At 61.6% G+C, this 20,405-nt stretch carries 17 protein-coding genes; 13 read left to right on the top strand and 4 right to left on the bottom strand.

The window, feature by feature from the left end; all coding sequences use genetic code 11:
• The first annotated feature begins 3 nt into the window (after window positions 1–3).
• The 10 genes from accB (at window position 4) to EQV90_RS02015 (ending at window position 12,490) form a co-directional block, all read left to right on the top strand.
• Window positions 4–462 carry an acetyl-CoA carboxylase biotin carboxyl carrier protein gene (gene accB, locus EQV90_RS02060; RefSeq protein ID WP_003439221.1) on the top strand — a complete coding sequence of 153 codons (459 nt, stop codon included), beginning with the start codon at window positions 4–6 and terminating at the stop codon, window positions 460–462.
• A gap of 17 nt (window positions 463–479) precedes the next feature.
• Window positions 480–1,838, top strand: a complete 1,359-nt coding sequence (gene accC / locus EQV90_RS02055) for an acetyl-CoA carboxylase biotin carboxylase subunit (protein ID WP_003439219.1) — start codon at window positions 480–482, stop codon at window positions 1,836–1,838.
• A gap of 251 nt (window positions 1,839–2,089) precedes the next feature.
• Window positions 2,090–2,968: a 50S ribosomal protein L11 methyltransferase gene (gene prmA, locus EQV90_RS02050; protein WP_003439217.1), complete on the top strand. Its 879-nt coding sequence runs from the start codon at window positions 2,090–2,092 to the stop codon at window positions 2,966–2,968.
• Window positions 2,969–3,060: 92 nt separating this feature from the next.
• Window positions 3,061–4,305, top strand: a complete 1,245-nt coding sequence (locus EQV90_RS02045; protein WP_003439214.1) for a DUF3426 domain-containing protein — start codon at window positions 3,061–3,063, stop codon at window positions 4,303–4,305.
• A gap of 210 nt (window positions 4,306–4,515) precedes the next feature.
• Window positions 4,516–5,529, top strand: coding sequence for a tRNA dihydrouridine synthase DusB (dusB, locus tag EQV90_RS02040; RefSeq protein WP_003439212.1), 1,014 nt, complete (start codon window positions 4,516–4,518; stop codon window positions 5,527–5,529).
• The gene (fis, locus tag EQV90_RS02035) at window positions 5,526–5,846 is read left to right on the top strand and encodes a DNA-binding transcriptional regulator Fis (RefSeq protein ID WP_003439210.1); all 321 of its coding nucleotides are present in this window, start codon (window positions 5,526–5,528) and stop codon (window positions 5,844–5,846) included. The genes dusB and fis overlap by 4 nt, the downstream gene beginning before the upstream one ends.
• Before the next feature lie 81 nt (window positions 5,847–5,927).
• Entirely contained in the window at window positions 5,928–7,535 is a 1,608-nt protein-coding gene (gene purH / locus EQV90_RS02030) for a bifunctional phosphoribosylaminoimidazolecarboxamide formyltransferase/IMP cyclohydrolase (RefSeq protein WP_003439208.1), read from the top strand.
• Between the two features lie 109 nt (window positions 7,536–7,644).
• Window positions 7,645–8,943, top strand: a complete 1,299-nt coding sequence (gene purD / locus EQV90_RS02025) for a phosphoribosylamine--glycine ligase (RefSeq protein ID WP_240877689.1) — start codon at window positions 7,645–7,647, stop codon at window positions 8,941–8,943.
• Between the two features lie 98 nt (window positions 8,944–9,041).
• A complete protein-coding gene (locus tag EQV90_RS02020; RefSeq protein ID WP_010656233.1) occupies window positions 9,042–11,819 on the top strand; it encodes a hybrid sensor histidine kinase/response regulator in 2,778 nt (925 codons plus the stop codon).
• A 74-nt stretch (window positions 11,820–11,893) separates the two neighbouring features.
• Window positions 11,894–12,490 carry a MarC family protein gene (locus tag EQV90_RS02015; protein WP_003439201.1) on the top strand — a complete coding sequence of 199 codons (597 nt, stop codon included), beginning with the start codon at window positions 11,894–11,896 and terminating at the stop codon, window positions 12,488–12,490.
• A gap of 59 nt (window positions 12,491–12,549) precedes the next feature.
• On the opposite strand, the gene cobJ is transcribed toward EQV90_RS02015, so the two are convergent.
• The 4 genes from cobJ to cobG are packed head-to-tail and all read right to left on the bottom strand — an operon-like array spanning window position 12,550 to window position 16,868.
• A complete protein-coding gene (cobJ, locus tag EQV90_RS02010) occupies window positions 12,550–14,217 on the bottom strand; it encodes a precorrin-3B C(17)-methyltransferase (protein ID WP_240877688.1) in 1,668 nt (555 codons plus the stop codon).
• Window positions 14,214–14,948: a precorrin-2 C(20)-methyltransferase gene (locus EQV90_RS02005; RefSeq protein WP_177412922.1), complete on the bottom strand. Its 735-nt coding sequence runs from the start codon at window positions 14,946–14,948 to the stop codon at window positions 14,214–14,216. The genes cobJ and EQV90_RS02005 overlap by 4 nt, the downstream gene beginning before the upstream one ends.
• Complete coding sequence (locus EQV90_RS02000; RefSeq protein WP_003439197.1) at window positions 14,945–15,571, bottom strand: precorrin-8X methylmutase; 627 nt, start codon at window positions 15,569–15,571, stop codon at window positions 14,945–14,947. Before EQV90_RS02000 ends, EQV90_RS02005 begins: the two co-directional genes overlap by 4 nt.
• Window positions 15,564–16,868, bottom strand: coding sequence for a precorrin-3B synthase (cobG, locus tag EQV90_RS01995; RefSeq protein ID WP_276617481.1), 1,305 nt, complete (start codon window positions 16,866–16,868; stop codon window positions 15,564–15,566). Before cobG ends, EQV90_RS02000 begins: the two co-directional genes overlap by 8 nt.
• Before the next feature lie 280 nt (window positions 16,869–17,148).
• On the opposite strand from cobG, the gene cbiE reads away from it, so the two are divergent.
• From cbiE to EQV90_RS01980, 3 genes are read left to right on the top strand one after another with little or no spacing between them, the layout of a single operon-like run.
• Entirely contained in the window at window positions 17,149–18,360 is a 1,212-nt protein-coding gene (cbiE, locus tag EQV90_RS01990; RefSeq protein WP_240877686.1) for a precorrin-6y C5,15-methyltransferase (decarboxylating) subunit CbiE, read from the top strand.
• Complete coding sequence (locus EQV90_RS01985; RefSeq protein ID WP_240877685.1) at window positions 18,353–19,450, top strand: cobalt-precorrin-5B (C(1))-methyltransferase; 1,098 nt, start codon at window positions 18,353–18,355, stop codon at window positions 19,448–19,450. Before cbiE ends, EQV90_RS01985 begins: the two co-directional genes overlap by 8 nt.
• Window positions 19,447–20,175: a cobalt-precorrin-6A reductase gene (locus EQV90_RS01980; protein ID WP_240877684.1), complete on the top strand. Its 729-nt coding sequence runs from the start codon at window positions 19,447–19,449 to the stop codon at window positions 20,173–20,175. Before EQV90_RS01985 ends, EQV90_RS01980 begins: the two co-directional genes overlap by 4 nt.
• The last annotated feature ends 230 nt before the right edge of the window (window positions 20,176–20,405 follow it).

The following is a 20,405-nucleotide window of genomic DNA, read 5'->3' as shown; positions in this document are numbered from 1 at the left end:
TTCATGGATATCCGTAAAGTTAAGAAACTGATCGAACTGCTGGAAGAGTCCGGCATCGACGAGCTGGAAATCAAAGAAGGCGAAGAGTCCGTACGCATCAGCCGTCACAGCAAGACTCCTGCTCAACAGTTCTACGCACCAGCGCCAATGCAAGCTCCGGCTGCTGCTCCGGTTGCTGTTGCTCCGGTTGCCACCGTGACCGAAGCACCTGCTGCACCAAAACTGAACGGTTTTGTGGTCAAGTCGCCAATGGTCGGTACTTTCTACCGTACTCCGGCACCTACCTCGCCAGCCTTCGTTGAAGTCGGCCAGACCGTTAAGGTCGGCGACACCATTTGCATCGTTGAAGCGATGAAAATGATGAACCACATCACGGCCGAAAAAGCCGGTGTTATCGAATCCATCCTGGTAGAAAACGGTCAACCGGTTGAGTTCGATCAACCGCTGTTCACCATCGTTTGAACCACGGGGAGCCAACGATGTTGAAGCCTCAGAAGCTGGAAAAAGTCCTGATCGCCAACCGCGGTGAGATCGCCTTGCGCATCCTGCGGGCCTGTAAGGAACTGGGCATCAAGACCGTTGCGGTGTACTCCACCGCCGACAAGGAGCTGATGCACCTGGGCCTGGCAGACGAAACCGTCTGCATCGGTCCGGCACCCGCCAACCTGTCCTACCTGCACATCCCGGCCATCATCGCGGCAGCCGAAGTCACTGGCGCCACGGCGATCCACCCGGGCTACGGCTTTCTGGCTGAAAACGCCGATTTCGCCGAGCAAGTCGAGAAATCCGGCTTCGCCTTTATCGGCCCGAAAGCCGACACCATTCGCCTCATGGGCGACAAGGTATCGGCCAAGCACGCCATGATCGCTGCCGGCGTTCCGACTGTTCCGGGTTCTGACGGCCCGTTGCCGGAAGACGAAGCAACAGCCCTGCGCATCGGCCGCGAAGTCGGCTACCCGGTGATCATCAAAGCCGCTGGCGGCGGCGGTGGTCGCGGCATGCGTGTGGTGCACCGCGAAGAAGACCTGATCGAAGCAGCCAAGCAGACCCGCGAAGAAGCAGGCGCCTGGTTCAGCAACCCGATGGTCTACCTCGAAAAATACCTGACCAACCCGCGTCACGTGGAAGTTCAGGTCCTTTCCGATGGCCAGGGTCACGCGATCCATCTGGGCGACCGCGATTGCTCGCTGCAACGCCGTCACCAGAAAGTTCTGGAAGAAGCACCGGCACCGGGTATCGATGAAACTGCTCGTGCAGAGGTTCTGGCGCGCTGCGTCAAGGCCTGCATCGATATCAACTACCGTGGCGCAGGCACCTTCGAGTTCCTGTACGAGAATGGTCGCTTCTACTTCATCGAGATGAACACTCGTGTGCAAGTGGAACACCCGGTTTCCGAAATGGTCACCGGCATCGACATCCTGAAAGAGATGTTGAGCATCGCGGCAGGCAACAAGCTGTCCTTCACCCAGGATGACGTGAAAATTCACGGTCACTCCCTGGAGTGCCGGATCAACGCTGAGGACCCGGCGACATTCATGCCGAGCCCTGGTCTGGTCAAGCATTTCCACGCACCGGGCGGCAATGGCGTTCGCGTCGATTCGCACCTGTACAGCGGCTACAAGGTTCCGTCCAACTACGACTCCCTGATCGGCAAGCTGATCACCTGGGGCTCGACCCGTGACGAAGCCATGGCCCGCATGCGCAATGCGCTGGACGAAATCGTGGTCGACGGGATTAAAACCAACATCCCGCTGCACCGCGACCTGGTGAATGACGAAGGCTTCTGCAAAGGCGGCGTCAACATTCACTACCTGGAACACAAACTGGCCAAGCAGTAAGTTTGATTCCAGATCAACCAGGCCGCCTTCGGGCGGCCTGGTCGTTTCTGCAACCTACCCACGCTTTGCGGGAGCTGGCTTGCCAGCGATTGTCCCGTCGCCAGCATCGCCGGCAAGCCAGCTCCCTGTGGCGATGTACGACGAGGGCTTTTCATCGTTTTTTGATTACCCGCACCGCCCTCGCTCGCGTAAACTGGCGCGCTTCTCGCAGCCCACCGGTTGCACACTCCTATTTTTCAAAGGTGCCCGCCATGCCTTGGCTGCAAGTACGCCTCGCCATCAGCCCGGAACAAGCCGAAACCTACGAAGACGCGTTCCTCGAAGTCGGCGCCGTATCGGTAACGTTCATGGATGCCGAAGATCAGCCGATCTTCGAACCTGAACTCAACACCACCCCGTTGTGGTCCCACACCCATTTGCTGGCACTGTTCGAAGGCGGTACCGAAGCTGACCTCGTTCTGTCCCATCTGGAACTGCTGACCGGCTCGCCCCTGCCCGAGCACCATGCCGAAGTCATCGAAGACCAGGACTGGGAACGCAGCTGGATGGACAACTTCCATCCGATGCGCTTCGGTCAGCGCCTGTGGATCGTCCCTAGCTGGCACGCCGCGCCGGAACCGGACGCCGTGAACCTGCTGCTGGATCCGGGCCTGGCCTTTGGTACCGGCACCCACCCGACTACCGCACTGTGCCTGGAATGGCTCGACGGTCAGGACCTGAAGGACTGCAGCGTGCTGGACTTCGGTTGCGGCTCGGGGATTCTGGCAATCGCCGCCCTGTTGCTGGGGGCCAGACAGGCCATCGGCACCGACATCGACGTACAGGCGCTGGAAGCCTCGCGCGATAACGCCGGGCGCAACAATGTCGCCGCAGAGCTGTTCCCGCTGTACCTGCCCGAAGACCTGCCACAGGTTCAGGCCGACGTGGTGGTTGCCAACATCCTGGCCGGCCCCCTGGTCTCCCTGGCCCCGCAGCTGTCGAGCCTGGTCAAACCGGGCGGTCGCCTGGCGCTGTCGGGCATCCTCGCCGAACAGGGCGAAGAAGTCGCCGCAGCCTACGCCGCAGACTTTGATCTTGACCCGATCGCCAATCGCGATGGCTGGGTGCGCATCAGTGGCCGTCGCCGCTAGAGCCTGTTGACCTTTGGTTGCGGCCGCGACGCGGCTCGCAATCAAACGGGTACAGCCCCTACAATGCACGCCTGCCCAATCCGGATGGCCACATGAGCGATAGCTTCGTTACCCAGTGTCCACACTGCCAGACCAATTTTCGCGTCAACCACGCCCAACTGAGCGCGGCTCGCGGCGTTGTGCGCTGTGGCGCCTGCCTGCAAGTGTTCAATGCTGCACAGCAACTGCTGAACAAACGCACTGAAAATGAACAACTGCCGACAGTAACGACCCCTGATGTTGCAGAACCCGAGGTCATCGAGCCGCCTGCCGGCCCCAAGCCCGTCAGCCCGGAACACTGGCAAGCAGCCGAACTCGATCTCGACCATCTGGATCTGGATGAAGAACTGGCCCGGCTCGAAGAGCGTGAGATCCAGCCCAGCAAAAGCTTTGGCCAGCCCCACAAGGTAAAAGACAGCTCACTGAGTGCCCGGCGCGACAGCCCGGACGCCGAAGAAAGCCAATGGGCAGACAGCCTGTTCAGCGATTCGGCGGCCGAACGCGCCGAAACCTCAGCGCTCGCCAGCAAAGCCGCAGAGAAGCTCAGCGAACCCGCCTCAACGGGGCGCACCGAGCCGTCATTATCACTGGACCTCGACGAGCCGGATGAAACGCCGCCGCTCAAGCTTTCGCTGGACGATGAGCTGGAGCCGGGACTGACCGGCGAACACCTGAGCGCGAGCGATGATGACGACGACGAGCCCCCTGAGCCGTTGCCCCTGAGCAAGCGCAGGCGCAACGAACCAAGAGTGCGTGAAGACGCACTGCTGGATCTGGTCGACGACCCGCTGCAGCTGGACTGGCAAAAACGCCGTACACCATGGGGCAAACGCCTGCTTTGGGTCTTGCTGATACTGCTGGCCGGCGCGGCACTGGCCGGCCAATATATTGCCAATCATTTCGATGAACTGGCCCGACAGGATCAATACCGCCCGATCTTCCAGCAACTGTGCCCGCATCTCGGCTGCACAGTGCCGTCCAGGGTCGATATAGACCGAATCAAAAGCAGCAATCTGGTGGTACGCAGCCATCCCGAGTTCGCCGGAGCGCTGGTGGTAGACGCAATCCTCTACAACCGCGCGCCGTTCTCCCAGCCTTTCCCGCTGCTGGAGCTGCGGTTCGCCGACCTGCACGGCAAAATGATCGCCAGTCGCCGTTTCAAGCCCGGCGAATACCTGATCGGTGATCTGGCCAAGGCCGAAATGCCGCCACAGACACCTATCCACATTGCCCTGGACATTCTCGATCCAGGCCCGAAAGCCGTGAACTACAGCCTGAGCTTTCATTCCCCGGAATGAGCGCGTGGCGCTTTTAGCTGCAAGAGGCGAGTTAGAAGTGAAATGCTGATTTGCTGTGTCTTGCAGCTTGTCGCTTGAGGCTTGTGGCCAGCCTTCGGCTCCAATTGTTCAAAATTCATCCAATTGCGTCTTTATCCGGTCATCGAGAGCGGGTATCATGCCAACCCTTTTTCGAACTCCCAAGATCCGGCCCCACAACAGGGAAGTCCTATGTCGGCGGTACGCATCGGCCCATATACATTGCACAACGGTTTGATCCTCGCGCCTATGGCGGGCGTCACCGATCAACCTTTTCGTCAGCTTTGCCGACGGATGGGCGCGGGACTGGTTGTCTCGGAAATGGTCACCAGCGACATGAGTCTCTGGAATAGCCGCAAGTCACGCTTGCGCATGATTCACGACGGTGATCCCGAGCCCCGCTCGGTACAGATTGCCGGCGGTGACGCGCAAATGCTGGCAGATGCCGCCAGGGCCAATGTGGAACTGGGCGCGCAGATTATTGATATCAACATGGGATGCCCGGCAAAAAAGGTCTGCAACAAGGCCGCGGGCTCCGCGCTACTGAAAGACGAAGCATTGGTGACCGAGATCCTGCAGGCCGTCGTGGCTGCGGTTGATGTGCCGGTCACCCTGAAGATCCGCACCGGCTGGGACCGGGACAACAAAAACGGCCTGACCGTGGCGAAAATTGCCGAACAGGCCGGAATTGCTGCTCTGGCGGTGCACGGTAGAACCCGCGCCGACCTGTACACCGGTGAAGCCGAATACGACACCATCGCCGCGATCAAGCAGGCAGTGTCGATACCGGTATTTGCCAACGGCGACATAGATTCACCCCACAAGGCCCGGCACGTGCTGCAAGCGACCGGCGCTGACGGACTGTTGATTGGCAGGGCGGCCCAAGGGCGGCCCTGGATTTTCCGCGAAGTTGATCACTTTCTGCGTACCGGGCAACTCCTGCCGGCACCACAGATGAGCGAAGTGGAACGTATTCTGCTAGAGCATTTGGCTGCACTGCACACCTTCTATGGGGAGGTATTGGGGGTACGTATTGCCCGCAAGCATGTCGGCTGGTATCTCGCAACCTTGCCGGGCGCCAAGGAGTTTCGCGCCCACTTCAATCGTTTAGAAGATACGGAAGCACAATGCGCCAACGTTCAGGCGTTTTTCGCCGAACGACACAAGAGCCTGGGGACAGGGGACGAAGGATGGGTGGCCGCATGACGATGATGACCGAGACATTAGTGAGTGGAACAACGCCCGTGAGCGACAACGTCAACCTGAAACAGCACCTCAATACACCGAGCGAAGAAGGTCAGACCCTTCGTGGCAGTGTCGAAAAGGCGCTGCACAATTACTTCGCCCACCTGGAGGGCGCTGAAGTCACGGACGTGTACAACCTGGTACTTTCCGAAGTCGAGGCCCCGCTGCTCGAGTGCGTCATGAACTACGTCAAGGGCAACCAGACCAAGGCCTCAGAGCTGCTGGGACTTAATCGCGGCACCTTGCGCAAAAAACTCAAGCAGTACGATCTGCTGTAAGCATTCAATCAAACCTGAAAGGCGTCCCGGTAAAACGGGTCGCCTTTTTTGCTGACTCCTTTGCTTTTGATGGAAATCGAGATGACCGATCAGACTACCCGCCTGCCGATCCGCCGCGCTTTAATCAGCGTTTCCGATAAAACCGGAATCCTTGATTTCGCCCGTGAACTGGAAGCCCTCGGCGTCGAGATCCTCTCCACCGGCGGTACGTTCAAGCTGCTGCAAGACAACGGCGTAGCCGCTGTCGAAGTTGCGGACTACACCGGCTTTGCGGAAATGATGGACGGGCGGGTGAAAACCCTGCACCCGAAAATCCACGGCGGCATCCTGGGCCGTCGCGGCATCGATGACGACATCATGAACGAGCACGGCATCAAGCCGATCGATCTGGTAGCCGTAAACCTCTACCCCTTCGAAGCAACCATCAACAAGCCAGGCTGCGACCTGCCGACCGCCATCGAGAACATCGATATCGGCGGCCCGACCATGGTCCGTTCGGCAGCAAAAAACCACAAAGACGTAGCGATCGTGGTCAATGCCAGCGATTACGCCAACGTGCTGGAAAACCTCAAGGCCGGTGGCCTGACCTACGCCCAGCGTTTCGACCTGATGCTCAAGGCGTTCGAACACACCGCCGCCTACGACGGCATGATCGCCAACTACCTGGGCACCGTTAATCAGACAGCCGAAACCCTGAGCACCGAAGGCCGCAGTCTGTTCCCGCGCACCTTCAACAGCCAGTTCATCAAGGCCCAGGAAATGCGCTACGGCGAGAACCCGCATCAAAGCGCGGCGTTCTACGTAGAAGCCAAGCCGGCCGAAGTCAGCATCGCAACCGCCACCCAGCTGCAAGGCAAAGAGCTGTCGTTCAACAACGTGGCCGACACCGATGCCGCGCTGGAATGCGTAAAAAGCTTTGTCAAACCAGCCTGCGTGATCGTCAAGCACGCCAACCCGTGCGGCGTCGCAGTCAGCCCGGACGCCGAAGGCGGCATCCGTCAGGCCTACGAACTGGCTTACGCCACTGATACCGAGTCGGCATTCGGCGGCATCATCGCCTTCAACCGCGAACTGGACGCCGAAACGGCCAAAGCCATCGTCGAGCGTCAGTTCGTTGAAGTGATCATCGCCCCGTCCGTGAGCGAAGAAGCCCGCGCCATCGTGGCCGCCAAAGCCAACGTACGCCTGCTGGCCTGCGGCGAGTGGAGCGCAGACCGCGCACCGGCCTGGGACTTCAAGCGGGTGAATGGCGGTTTGCTGGTACAAAGCCGCGACATCCAGATGATCGGCAGCGAAGACCTGAAAGTCGTCACCAAGCGCGCACCGACCGAACAAGAGATCCACGACCTGATCTTTGCCTGGAAAGTCGCCAAGTACGTCAAATCCAACGCCATCGTCTACGCCAAGAACCGTCAGACCATCGGTGTCGGCGCTGGCCAGATGAGCCGCGTAAACTCGGCCCGCATTGCCGCGATCAAGGCCGAGCACGCCGGTTTGCAAGTGCAGGGTTCGGTCATGGCATCCGACGCGTTCTTCCCGTTCCGTGACGGTCTGGACAATGCAGCCAAGGCCGGTATCACTGCGGTGATCCAGCCGGGCGGCTCGATGCGTGACAACGAAGTGATTGCTGCAGCCGACGAAGCCGGGATTGCCATGGTGTTCACCGGTATGCGCCACTTCCGTCACTAACTAGACGTCCCTTTCTGTAGGAGCGAACTTGCTCGCGATCTTTTGACTGCTCGCTCCTACAGAGAAACAAAGCGTTTCCCAGAATTCAGCGTCATCCGAGGTTTTTGAAATGAATGTTTTGATCATTGGCAGCGGTGGCCGCGAACACGCACTGGCCTGGAAAGTAGCTCAGGACCCGCGTGTCGCCAAAGTATTCGTTGCCCCGGGCAACGCCGGCACCGCCATTGAAGCCAAGTGCGAGAACGTCGCCATCGACGTGATGGCCCTTGAGCAACTTGCAGATTTCGCCGAGAAAAATGTCTCGCTGACCATCGTTGGCCCTGAAGTTCCACTGGTAGCCGGTGTGGTCGATCTGTTCCGCGCCCGCGGCCTGGATTGCTTCGGCCCCACTGCCGGCGCTGCCCAGCTCGAAGGCTCCAAGGCTTTCACCAAGGATTTCCTGGCACGCCACAAAATCCCGACCGCCGACTATCAGAACTTCACTGAAATCGAGCCGGCGCTGGCGTACCTGCAAAAAGTCGGCGCCCCTATCGTGATCAAGGCTGACGGCCTGGCAGCAGGCAAAGGCGTAATCGTCGCCATGACCCTGACTGAAGCCGAAGATGCCGTGCGCGACATGCTCGCGGGCAACGCATTCGGCGAAGCCGGTTCGCGCGTCGTTATCGAGGAATTCCTCGATGGCGAAGAAGCCAGCTTCATCGTGATGGTCGACGGCAAGAACGTGTTGCCGATGGCCACCAGCCAGGACCACAAACGCGTCGGCGATGCCGATACCGGCCCCAACACCGGCGGTATGGGCGCTTACTCCCCGGCGCCAGTGGTCACTGCGCAAGTGCACCAGCGCGTGATGGATCTGGTTATCTGGCCAACCGTGCGCGGCATGGCCGAAGAAGGCAACGTCTACACCGGGTTCCTGTACGCAGGCCTGATGATCGACAAAGCCGGCAACCCTAAAGTCATCGAGTTCAACTGCCGCTTCGGCGATCCGGAAACCCAACCGGTGATGCTGCGCCTGCAATCGAGCCTGGTGCTGCTGGTAGAGGCTGCTCTGGCCCAGGCGCTGGACAAGGTAGAAGCACAATGGGACCCGCGCCCGAGCCTGGGCATCGTCCTGGCTGCAGGCGGCTACCCTGGCGACTACGCCAAGGGTGCAGTGATCCATGGTCTGGATGCTGCAGCCAAACTGGAAGGCAAGGTGTTCCACGCCGGCACCGCCCTCAATGCCGCTGGCGAAGTGGTGACGTCCGGTGGCCGTGTACTGTGCGCGACCGCAATGGGTGACACCGTTGCAGCAGCTCAAGAACAGGCTTATGCACTGGCCAAAACCATCGAATGGGATGGTTGCTTCTACCGCAACGACATTGGCTACCGGGCCATTGCACGCGAGCGCGGCGAAACCCAGGAATAGGTAACCCATATGGACAGGCAAGGGATCAAACCCTTGCCTAACTATTCCAGCGCCGCGCATAGTTACCATCAGGCTTCAATATACGAAGGGATTTCAGCGTGCGCTGGCTTAGGATCGCCATAGGTATTACCGTCAGTCTACTGACTGCTTTGCTCTATTTAACGCCGGTGCAGGCGGCCCAAGGCAACCTTTGGTCTGTTCTTCTGGACCATAGTGGCGACCTGCAACTGAGCGATGTCAGTTCCCCCCGCTTAAGCAATCAATTCAGCCCAATCGAGCTCGAAGAGCTGACCGCAGCCAACCCCGATGAGGCGTTATGGTTGCGATTCCGGCTGCAGCCCAACAAGCATGAACAGATTTTGCGAGTCTTCGCCCCGGATCTTGCACGTCTTGACCTGTACGTTCTCGACGGCAAAAAACTGATCAGCGAAACCAGCGCCGGCAGTACATTGCCGACGTCCGACAAACCGCTGTCCAGCAGCGACTACCTGCTGCCCTTGCCCCAAAGCTCTCAAGAGCTGGATGTGTATCTGCGCCTGGTTTCGGAGCATCAGCTGCGCCCGCACATTACTCTCGATTCCGCCGTCATACTCGCCGCTAACCAGGGCATGACCCTGCTCTACGGGCTGTTGCTCGGCTGCCTGGCAATGCTGGTGCTGCACAACCTGATCCGCTTTGCTTTCACCCGCTCAGTCAGCAGCCTGTGGCTCGCTGCCTGCGAAGCCTTGCTCCTGATCAGCTCGGCGCTGTTCTTGAATCTGCTGGGGCCCTGGTTTCCCGAGTGGCACAGCGCCCACCCACCCGGAGCCTATCTGGCGCTGATACTGACGGCGCCTTGCGGGTTGATGTTCACCTACAGTTTCTTCGGCGCCCGCAGCGCCCACAGGTTGCAGAAACTGTTGCTGCTCAACACCCTGATTATCTGTATCGGCGGCCTGCTGGTGCTGTTCTTCGACACCCTGCCGTTAAACGTGATGACCTATGGCCTGGTCGGGCTTGCAAGCCTGAGCATCCTGCTGGTCTCGGTTCACCACTTGCAGCAAGGCTACCGCCCTGCCCGCCTGTTCGTGGTGGCCATGATTGTGTTCAACATCGGCACCCTGGTCATTCTCCCGACGCTGCTGGGCCTGACCCTGATCGCACCCCAGGAGCTGATCCTGGCCTTGATGGCGGTGGTCTGTATCTGCGGCCTGCTGATGAGCATCGCCCTGAGCGAACGCGCTCGCAGCATCGCCGAGGACCAATTCAGCATCAGCCGTGACCTGGCCGCCAGTAACGCCGAAGTGAATGCCAAAGCCGAATTCCTGGCCAAGATCAGCCATGAAATTCGCACCCCGATGAACGGTGTACTGGGCATGACTGAACTGCTGCTGGGGACACCACTGTCGGTCAAACAACGTGACTACGTACAGACCATCCACAGCGCCGGCAATGAACTGCTGACGCTCATTAATGAAATTCTCGATATTTCCAGGCTCGAGTCGGGCCAGATCGAACTGGACGATGTGCAGTTCGACCTCAATGCCCTGATCGAAGACTGCCTGAATATCTTCCGCACCAAAGCCGAACAGCAAAACGTCGAACTCATCAGTTTCATTCAGCCACAGGTCCCGAGGGTCATCAGCGGTGACCCCACGCGCCTGCGCCAGACCCTGCTGAGCCTGCTCGAAAGCGCGCTGAAGAAAACCGTCGAAGGCGAGATATTGATTGTCGTGGCACTGGAAGAGCGCACTCAGCCGCCACGGTTGCGCATCGCCATCCAGGACTCCGGCCAGCCGATGGATGAACAGGAGCGCGAAGCCCTGCTCAGTGCCGAACTGCACAGCAAGAACTTCCTCGCCGCTACCCGCCTGGGCGGTCACCTGGGGCTGGTCATCGCCCGCCAGCTGATCAGCTTGATGGGCGGTGAGTTCGGCATAAAGCCGGGGCAAACCAGGGGCAGCAATCTATGGCTGACCCTGCCCCTGGACCCGCAACACCTCGAGCACCCGACCTCCGACCTGGACAGCCCGCTCAAGGGTGCACGGGTACTGGTGGTCGATGACAACGACACCTGCCGCAAAGTGCTGGTACAGCAATGCTCGGCCTGGGGTTTGAGTGTCAGCGCGGCGGCCTCGGGCAAAGAAGCCCTGGCCCTGTTACGCACCAAGGCGCATCTGCGCGACTACTTCGACATTGTGCTGCTGGACCAGAACATGCCGGGCATGACGGGCATGCAACTGGCGGCCAAGATCAAAGAAGACCCGAGCCTGAACCACGACATCCTGCTGGTGATGCTGACCGGCATCAGCAACGCCCCGAGCAAGATCATTGCGCGCAACTGCGGGATCAAGCGCATTCTGGCCAAACCGGTGGCGGGCTATACCCTGAAAACCACCCTGGCCGATGAGCTGACCCAGCGCAACAAAGGCCAGGTCTCGGCGCAGCTCCCGGCCAATGGCCCGCCAACAGCGGTGACGGTGCCTGGCGACTTCCGCATCCTGGTTGCCGAAGACAACAGTATTTCCACCAAGGTCATTCGCGGCATGCTGGGCAAGCTCAATTTGCAGCCCGACACGGCCTGTAACGGCGAAGAGGCCTTGAAGGCCATGAAAGCGCAGCGTTATGACCTGGTATTGATGGATTGCGAAATGCCGGTAATGGACGGCTTCTCGGCCACTGAGCAATTACGCGCCTGGGAAGTCAGCCATCAGCGTATTCGCACCCCGGTGGTGGCGTTAACCGCACACATACTGGAGGAGCACAAAGAACGGGCGCGCCAGGCCGGCATGGACGGACACATGGCCAAGCCGGTCGAGTTGTCGCAACTGCGCGAGCTGGTGGAATATTGGGTGGCGCAACGGGAGTTGCGTGAATCCCAGGCGCAGCATTCCTAGGGCCCTACGCTGGCCGACAGACTGCCGGCGGCCTGATAGACTTTCGTCGCCTTTCTTCGGTGTGAGCTCAGACCATGCTCCATGTATTGTTCAGTGTGTATTTGAAGATGCTGGTGCTCTACAGCCCGTTCTTCGTGCTCTCATGCTTTATCAGCCTGACCCGGGGCTACTCCAACAAAGAGCGCCGTCGTCTCGCCTGGAAAGTGGCGCTGGCCACCTTGATATCCAGCGTCTTGCTCTACCTGTTCGGGCGGGCGATCTTCAGTGTTTTCGGGATTACCGTCGACGCCTTCCGCATCGGCGCCGGCAGCGTGCTGTTCATCTCGGCACTGGGCATGGCCCAGGGCAAATCGGCCGTGCAAACCGACAACGTGCAGCAGGATGTCACCATAGTGCCGCTGACCATTCCGTTGACGGTCGGACCGGGCACCATCGGTGCCCTGCTGGTCATGGGGGTCAGCCAGCCGCACTGGGATGACAAGCTGATGGCGATAGTCAGCATTACCCTGGCCAGCCTGACCGTCGGCGTAGTGTTGTACCTGTCCAACAGGATCGAGCGGATTCTGGGTGACCAGGGCCTGCAGATCGTCAGCCGCCTGATGGGCCTGTTCGTTTGTGCGCTAGCGGCGCAGATCATCTTCACCGGAATCCGCGGGTATCTAGTGCCCTGACCTCCCGCGCCCCGTCAGCGATTACAGAGCATGGCCCCATTGCGGGGCCATGCTGCCCGTCAGGGCTTTTCGCCGTACCAGCGTGGCGTGTACACCCACTCTGTGCCGTCGGCACGCGGGAAGGTGCAGGTGGTAGACGATCCAATCAGCACCATAGTACGCATATCCACCTGATCCGCAGTCAACGCGCCCAAAGTGATAGTCCGCAATGTCTGGCCCGGGCGGCCAATGTCGCGCCCCAGCACCACCGGCGTCTGTGGGCTGCGGTGCCGGGCCACGATTTCCAGCGCAACCCCCAGCTGCCAGGGCCGTGAGCGGGAAATCGGGTTGTAGAACGCCAGCGCCAGATCCGCCTCGCAAGCAAGGTCCAGACGCTTTTCGATGATGCTCCACGGCTTGAGGTTGTCCGACAGCGACATCACGCAGAAGTCATGCCCCAATGGCGCACCGGCCTGCGCGGCGGTAGCCAGCGATGCCGAAACCCCGGGCAGGATTTCCAGGTCGACGTTGTGCCACTGCGCATCACCAGACTCATGCAAGGCTTCAAGCACGGCGGCGGCCATGGCAAAAACCCCCGGATCACCCGAAGACACCACCACCACCGAGCGACCACTGGCCGCCAGTTCAAAGGCATGCCGCGCGCGCTGCATTTCTTCACGATTATCGGTGCAGTGCAGCACTTGATCGTCGCGAAACGGTCCGGCCATCCGCACATAGGTTTCGTAACCCAGCACGTCATCGGCCCGCGCCAGTTCGGCCTTGACCGCAGGCACCATCAATTCCGCAGCGCCGGGGCCAAGGCCGATGACTGCCAACCGCCCCCGGGCCCTGCCGATCTGTTGCGGGTCCAGAGGAACCGAAGCGACACCCAGGGCCAAACCACTGCCCGACTCGTGCCAGGCCACAGGTAGCGCCTGCTCCTCGGCACTCACAAAGCGTAGCGGCACAGCCAGCTCAGCCGCCGCCTCACGCAGTTGCGGGCTCGCCATCAAGGTGTCGTCGGCAACGATGCAGGCCAGCGACTGCCAGGCCAGCTTCACTGCATGCAACGCCTCACGGATCCCCTGCGCTGCAACAACGGAGCTGACCCGGACTACAACATTGCGCGGGTAGATCAGCAGTTCATTGGCCGCGGGTTCACGCTCGGCACTGCTGACGCAGATCGCCAGCCGCGCCTGCGGGTTTTCAGGCAGTTGTGCACCGGCCAGCCAGGGCGCATCGCCTTCGATACGCACCGACTCGCCCGCGAGCAAATCCGAGACAAAGCGTTTGCCCACCTCCAGGTCGCCCAGGGCATAGCCCCTCGGCGGGTTCAGCAGGCAGGTGCCAAAACGCAATTCGCCGCTGGTGGTGATGGCCGGGGCAACCTGCAGACCGGCAGCGATTTCCCGCGCCATGTCATTCACCCCCCCCAGACCTCCCAGCAGCGGAACCACCGCGCTAGCGTCTTCGGCCACGGCCAGCACCGGCGGCTCGGCGCCTTTCTCCAGCAGCAGCGGAGCCAGGGTGCGAATCACAATCCCGGCGGCGCACAGCGCAATAATCGGCGTGTCTTGCTGATACAGCTGGCGCAGGGTCGCGCCAAAATCGCTGTAGCTGCGGTCTGGCGCGTCAACCCGCCCGGCCAGGCCGTAAATCAACGCCTGAGGGGAAAGCTGCTGGATGCGCCGGGCCGTTGCCAGGCTGCCATTGCCCAGAATCACAATGGCCGGGGCCGGGCGACTCAACCTTGCCACCGTTCGCCGGGCACGATGATCAACGAGAAATAAGGCGACGACATCGGCTCCACTTCATTGAGCGGGACGATTTTCTGGTTGCTCATGGTCGCGCGCTCGACGTACAGCGCACGCTCGGCCAGCCCCAGCTCCCCCAGAACCTCGCGCACTTTATGAAAGTTGCGCCCCAGCTTCATGATCACGGCAGCGTCGGCATCGGCCAGACGCCGCTTGAGCTCATCGTGGGGCAGCACCCCCGACAGCACCGACAGGCTCTGATTGCGATACACCAGCGGCACGCCGAGCACCGAAGCGCCGCCCAGCATCGAGCACACCCCCGGCACCACTTGCGCTTCAAAGCGCTCGGCCAGACGGTCATGCAAGTACATGTAGGAGCCATAGAAGAACGGATCGCCTTCGCAGATCACTGCCACATCACGGCCGGCCTGCAAATGCACGGCAACCTCTACGGCCGCCTGATCGTAGAAGTCGCTGATGATTTGTTCATACGACAGCGGTTCGGGCAACACCTCGGTGGTCACCGGGTACACCAGTGGCATCAAGGTTTGCGCGTCTTGCAGGTGCGCTTCGATGATGCCGAACGCGTTGCCTTTTTTGCCTTTGGCCACGAAGTACGCCACCACCGGCGATTCGCGCAGCAGGCGCAAGGCTTTAACGGTAATCAGCTCCGGATCGCCGGGACCGACGCCCAGACCGAGCAAACGTCCAGGTTGAGTCATCATTCGATCTCCGTGGCCAGTGCGTTGACCGCTGCCGCAGCCATCGCGCTACCGCCGCGGCGGCCCTGCATGATCACAAACGGCACGCCACGGCTGTCTGCCGCCAGCATCGCCTTGGATTCTGCGGCCCCGACAAAACCTACCGGGAAGCCCAGAATCAGGGCCGGTTTCGGTGCCCCGGCGTCAATCATCTCCAGCAGGTAAAACAGCGCGGTCGGTGCATTGCCAATCACCACCACGCTGCCTTCCAGATACGGGCGCCACAGTTCCAGGGCCACCGCCGAGCGGGTGTTGCCCTGCTCCAGCGCCATCTCGGCCACGCCTTCTTCCTTGAGCGTGCAAATCACCTGGTTATTGGCAGGTAAACGCGTACGCGTCACACCTTCAAGCACCATGCGTGCATCGCACAGAATCGGCGCGCCGGCGGCCAGCGCATCGCGCCCGGCCTTGCCTGCACCGGGGGAAAAACGCAGGTCTTCGATGGCGTCGACCATGCCGCAGGCGTGAATCACCCGCACTGCGAGTTTTTCCAGGTCTGCCGGGATGCTCTCGAGGTTGGCTTCGGCCCGGATAATGGCGAAGGAGTTGCGATAGATCTCTTGACCATCGCGGATGTAATCAATCATCGGTGTTGCTCCGTTGGCGGGCCTCAAGCCAGGCGCCTGCCGCTTCAATAGTAAGATTGCGCCCATGCAGAACACCGAAACCCGGCTGTTCTGAAGCACGTAAATAGAGGTCGTAATGACCGGGCGCCACGGCCAGCAGAGTGACCGGCGCAATATGGGCTGCCGCACATGAACGCCGGCAACCGGTCAGATGCACATTCAGCGGTTGGCGCAGACCCGCAGCGAGCTGGCGGGCATCCTGTTTGGTGTCCGCCAAGCCTTTCGCGCACGCCTCGGAGCCAGTGCAGGCCACCAGATGTGCCAGCGGCTGCGCCGCCTCACACAACAAACCCAGCGCCTCTAACTGGAGGGTCACAGCTGGCGCATCGCTGGTCTTGATCCCAGGCAGCAACACACTTTGCCAGGGGCTGAACCGCAGGGTGCCGTCACCAGATTCGTCAGCCAGTTGCGCCAGCCCCCGGAGCATGGCGGCATCCAGACGCCCCAGGCCGGGAACCGCGCCGATATACACCCGGCCCTGCTGGCGCTGGGCAAAAGTACCGATATGCCTCACCCCGGGCGCGACACCCCGTGGCCCCACGGCCAGCGGGATCAACCCCACGCTGAGCCGTTGCTGCAACTGCTCGATGAAGTGCTCGACGGCAACTTCCTCAAGCAGATGCCGCATTCTGGTTTGCTCAGGCCGGGCCAGATCGAGAAACAGCAACAGTACCGCCATCACCAATTCATGGGCCTGTGCCAGCGGCACCGCAGCCAATGCCGGGTTGTGCGCCGGGCAGCCGGCCAGACCGAAGGCCATCACCAACTGACCGTCCAGCTCAATCACCGATAGCCACAGATCGTGCGGGTGCTCCAGCATCACCAGGGCTTCGCCAGCGTCCAGTTGCAGCGCGAACTTGGCTGACAACTCGGCCAGTCGCGGGGTGTTTTGCAGACTGGCAAGCAGCTCTGCGGCCAGCGGCCGGGTATCGATGCGCATCTGCGGGTCGATACCCGCAGCCGGGCTCAGCATCAGGTTGCGCACATCGTCACCCGCTGCCGTCGCAGGCCCCAGACCTGCCGCCAGCAAGGGTTCAACCAGAGCCCGATGTTGCGCCCCGACCCCGCGAATCTGCAGGTTGCCACGGTTGGTCGCTTCAATGACGCCACTGGCATAGCGCTGCGCCACATCCGCCACGGCACGGGCCTGCATCGAGGTGATGCAGCCACCATCGAGCTTGACCCGGCAAATCCCGCCGTCCAGCGCCTGCACGATACGTAGCAACCCCGGGCAAGCCGTAGGGCGCACGGGCGTCATGACAGGGAGTTGAGGTGGCAAGGTCAAAGGTCGATCCAGGCAGGCAATGGGCTGTTGCAGGTGGCGCATTATGCCTGCTTTGGGCGACCGCATGAAAAGCTTGCCGGACGGAATACCCGCTGCGGGCAACCTTAAGCAGCATTACCTGCAACAGAGCCCGCCCGCCCGCTTTATGGGCGAGGCGCCGAGAGCCCAAGGCGCGCTATCATGGGCGCCCTGCCGGCGCGTCTTGCAACAGTGCTGGCGGATGGAAAAATCAGCGTTTACCAAGAGGATCGGCATGTCGCCCTGGCTAACAATTGTGGGAATCGGTGAAGACGGCTTCAGCGGCCTGGGCAAAAACGCCCGGCGCGCCCTGCTCAGTGCCGGCAACGTGTTTGGCGGTCCGCGCCAGCTGGACTTGCTGCCCGCCTGCATCCGCGCCGAACGCCAGGCGTGGCCGAGCCCGTTCTCACTGGCACCGGTCCTGGCCTTGCGCGGTACACCGGTGTGCGTGCTGGCCAGCGGCGACCCCATGTGGTTCGGTGTGGGGGCCAGTCTTGCCCGGGTGGTAGCCAGCGATGAAATGCAGGTGCTGTCTGCCCCGTCATCTTTCTCGCAGGCCGCCGCCCGACTGGGCTGGGCCTTGCAGGATGTACTGACGCTGTCGGTGGTGGCGCGGCCTGTCGCCGCGCTCAATGCTCATCTGCACAGCGGCGTGCGCCTGCTGGTGCTGAGCAACGACGCCAGCAGCCCGGCGGCCGTTGCTGCCCTGCTGCGTGAACGCGGCTTTGGCCCGAGCCGCCTGAGGGTACTTGAGCACCTGGGCGGCCCGGCCGAGCGGCGAGTCGAGGCCAGTGCCGATGACTGGAGCGACCCGCCCGTGGCGGCGCTCAACCTGATCGCCATCGACTGCCTGGCCGATACCGACACCCGGCCGCTGTCACGAAGCGGCGGGCTGCCCGACAGCGCGTTCCGCCATGACGGCCAACTGACCAAACGCGATGTACGGGCCATTACCCTGGCCCGCCTGGCGCCGTTGCCGGGGCAGTTGTTGTGGGACGTGGGCGCCGGCAGCGGTTCGATCGGAATCGAATGGATGCGCACTTACCCCAGCTGCCGCACCCTGGCCATCGAAGCCGATGCCGGGCGCCAGCAATTGATCGAACACAACCGCGATGCTCTGGGCGTCCCCGGCCTGCAACTGATCCGCGGCAAGGCTCCGCAAGCCCTTGAAGGGCTGGAGCGCCCGGACGCGGTCTTTATCGGCGGCGGCGTGACCCGCGAAGGGGTGCTCGACACCTGCTGGCAACAGCTCAAACCCGGCGGGCGCCTGGTGGCCAATGCCGTCACCCTGCAAAGCGAAATGCTGCTGATGAGCTGGCGCGAGCGTCACGGTGGCGAACTGACCCGAATCCATATCGCCCAGGCGCAACCGCTGGGGGAATTCGATACCTGGCGTCAGGCCTTGCCGATAACCCTCTTAGACGTGACCAAACCTCTCGATGCGTGACGAAACCGCCGAACAACCCGCGCCGCTGCGCAGCGGCCTGACCACCGGCAGCTGCGCCACAGCCACCAGTCTGGCCGCCGCGCGCCTGCTGCTCAGCGGGGTCAGCCATGACGCCGTCGCCATCACCTTGCCCAAAGGCAAGATCGTCACCATGCGCCTGGAGTTCTGCCGCCTGTGCGATCAGGGGGCCGAAGCCGGCACCATCAAGGATGCCGGGGATGACCCGGATGTAACCCACGGCGCGCTGCTTTACTCCCAAGTGGGTCTCAGGCCGGAACCGGGTATCGGCTTTGTCGCCGGTCTCGGAGTGGGCACCGTGACCCGCCCGGGTCTGGTACTGGCCGTGGGGGAACCGGCGATCAACCCGGTGCCGCGCAAAATGATCACCGAACACCTGCTGCTGCTGGCAGCCGAACTGGGCTACAGCGGCGGCTTTACCGTCACCGTCAACGTCCAGGACGGCGCGGCCCTGGCGTTGAAAACCATGAATCCGCGACTGGGGATCCTGGGTGGTCTGTCGATATTGGGCACCAGCGGCATCGTCCGCCCGTTCTCCTGCGCGGCTTACATCGCCTCGATCCATCAAGGCATCGATGTGGCCAAGACCAACGGCTACCTGCACATCGCCGCCTGCACCGGCAATGCCAGCGAAGACACCATGCGCCGGGTCTACAACCTGCCGGAAATTGCCCTGATCGAAATGGGCGACTTTGTCGGTGCCGTACTCAAGCATCTGCGCAAAGTACCTGTGGGTAAGTTGAGCCTCTGCGGCGGCTTCGGAAAAATCAGCAAGCTGGCGGCCGGGCATATGGATTTGCACAGCCGACACTCCAGTATCGACCTGCCGCAGCTGGCCGAATGGGCCGCCGCCAGCGGTGCCGACAGCGAACTGCAAGAGGCGATCCGCCAGGCCAATACCAGCCAGCAAGCCCTGGCAATGGCCAGTGCTGCGGGCATCGCCCTGGGTGATACGGTGTGCCAGCACGCCCTCGACTTCGCCCGTAGCGTGGTGCCGGCACAGGTGCAGGTCGAAGTGTTTGCCATCGACCGCCAGGGCGGGATAGTCGGTCACGCCGGAGCCTTTGCATGAAACGAATCCTGTTGCTGGGCGGCGTCACTGAAGCGCTGGCCATGGCCCGCCGCCTGGGGCCGCAACACATTTACAGCCTGGCCGGCGTCGGCCGCGTGCCCGCGGACTTGCCCTGTGAAGTGCGGGTTGGCGGTTATGGCGGCGCCGAAGGGCTGGCGCAGTACATCCGCCAGCAGCGCATTGATTTGCTGCTCGACGCCACTCACCCCTACGCCGCACAAATCAGCCACAACGCAGTCAGCGCTGCCGCCCTCGCCGGTATCCCGTGCTGGGCCTTGCGCCGCCCGGCCTGGCAGCCCCAGGCCGGAGATAACTGGCGCGAAGTGGCGGACTGGGCCGAACTGGTCGAGGCGCTAAAACCGTTTCAGCGCCCGCTGTTCACCCTGGGCCGCGAGCCGCTTGAGCATTTGCATGAAATCCCCGAAGGACAGTTCTGGACTTTGCGCGCCCTGGACACTTACCCCGGCAATGCCCGTTGCGAAGTGATCGGCGCCCGGGGGCCATTTGTGATCGAAGATGAGCGCACCCTGTTCGCCCAACGCCGCATCGACGTACTGATCAGCAAAAACAGCGGCAGCAGCGCCACTGAGCCCAAGCTCGAAGTCGCCCGCGAACGCGGGACTCCGGTGTTGATTCTCAAACGCCCGCAGTTGCCAGAGGTTGACCGTGCATTTTTGACCGGCGATGAAGTGCTGCAGGCGCTGAGGCGGGAGAGTTATTTGTGAATATGGACCAATGCAGTGCTGTAAAAGCCGCATGTTTGCAGCGCTGAAAAAGCTCGCGAGCAAGCTCGCTCCTACAGGGTTTACTGCGCCATTGTGGGAGCCGGCTTGCCGGCGCGCGGCACCTGCATCGCTGGCAAGCCAGCTCCCACAGCGAACGGGTAAGTTTTCAACCCCAGAACCAAGACAGCCTGAACTACACTGACGCGACATTTCGCCACACAGCCTGTGTT

The organism is Pseudomonas sp. TMW22089, assembly GCF_022496645.1.
GTDB lineage: Bacteria > Pseudomonadota > Gammaproteobacteria > Pseudomonadales > Pseudomonadaceae > Aquipseudomonas > Aquipseudomonas paraversuta.
This window is presented reverse-complemented; position numbering and strand designations above follow the sequence as displayed.

What these genes read in the sequence shown, in the direction of transcription:
- fis (WP_003439210.1), top strand. Translation starts at nt 5,526, where the DNA reads ATGACGATGATGACCGAGACATTAGTGAGTGGAACAACGCCCGTGAGC.
- accC (WP_003439219.1), top strand. Translation starts at nt 480, where the DNA reads ATGTTGAAGCCTCAGAAGCTGGAAAAAGTCCTGATCGCCAACCGCGGT.
- EQV90_RS02015 (WP_003439201.1), top strand. Translation starts at nt 11,894, where the DNA reads ATGCTCCATGTATTGTTCAGTGTGTATTTGAAGATGCTGGTGCTCTAC.
- accB (WP_003439221.1), top strand. Translation starts at nt 4, where the DNA reads ATGGATATCCGTAAAGTTAAGAAACTGATCGAACTGCTGGAAGAGTCC.
- prmA (WP_003439217.1), top strand. Translation starts at nt 2,090, where the DNA reads ATGCCTTGGCTGCAAGTACGCCTCGCCATCAGCCCGGAACAAGCCGAA.
- cobG (WP_276617481.1), bottom strand. Translation starts at nt 16,868, where the DNA reads ATGACGCCCGTGCGCCCTACGGCTTGCCCGGGGTTGCTACGTATCGTG.
- EQV90_RS02005 (WP_177412922.1), bottom strand. Translation starts at nt 14,948, where the DNA reads ATGATGACTCAACCTGGACGTTTGCTCGGTCTGGGCGTCGGTCCCGGC.
- purH (WP_003439208.1), top strand. Translation starts at nt 5,928, where the DNA reads ATGACCGATCAGACTACCCGCCTGCCGATCCGCCGCGCTTTAATCAGC.
- EQV90_RS02000 (WP_003439197.1), bottom strand. Translation starts at nt 15,571, where the DNA reads ATGATTGATTACATCCGCGATGGTCAAGAGATCTATCGCAACTCCTTC.
- cbiE (WP_240877686.1), top strand. Translation starts at nt 17,149, where the DNA reads ATGTCGCCCTGGCTAACAATTGTGGGAATCGGTGAAGACGGCTTCAGC.
- EQV90_RS02045 (WP_003439214.1), top strand. Translation starts at nt 3,061, where the DNA reads ATGAGCGATAGCTTCGTTACCCAGTGTCCACACTGCCAGACCAATTTT.
- EQV90_RS01980 (WP_240877684.1), top strand. Translation starts at nt 19,447, where the DNA reads ATGAAACGAATCCTGTTGCTGGGCGGCGTCACTGAAGCGCTGGCCATG.
- dusB (WP_003439212.1), top strand. Translation starts at nt 4,516, where the DNA reads ATGTCGGCGGTACGCATCGGCCCATATACATTGCACAACGGTTTGATC.
- purD (WP_240877689.1), top strand. Translation starts at nt 7,645, where the DNA reads ATGAATGTTTTGATCATTGGCAGCGGTGGCCGCGAACACGCACTGGCC.
- EQV90_RS01985 (WP_240877685.1), top strand. Translation starts at nt 18,353, where the DNA reads ATGCGTGACGAAACCGCCGAACAACCCGCGCCGCTGCGCAGCGGCCTG.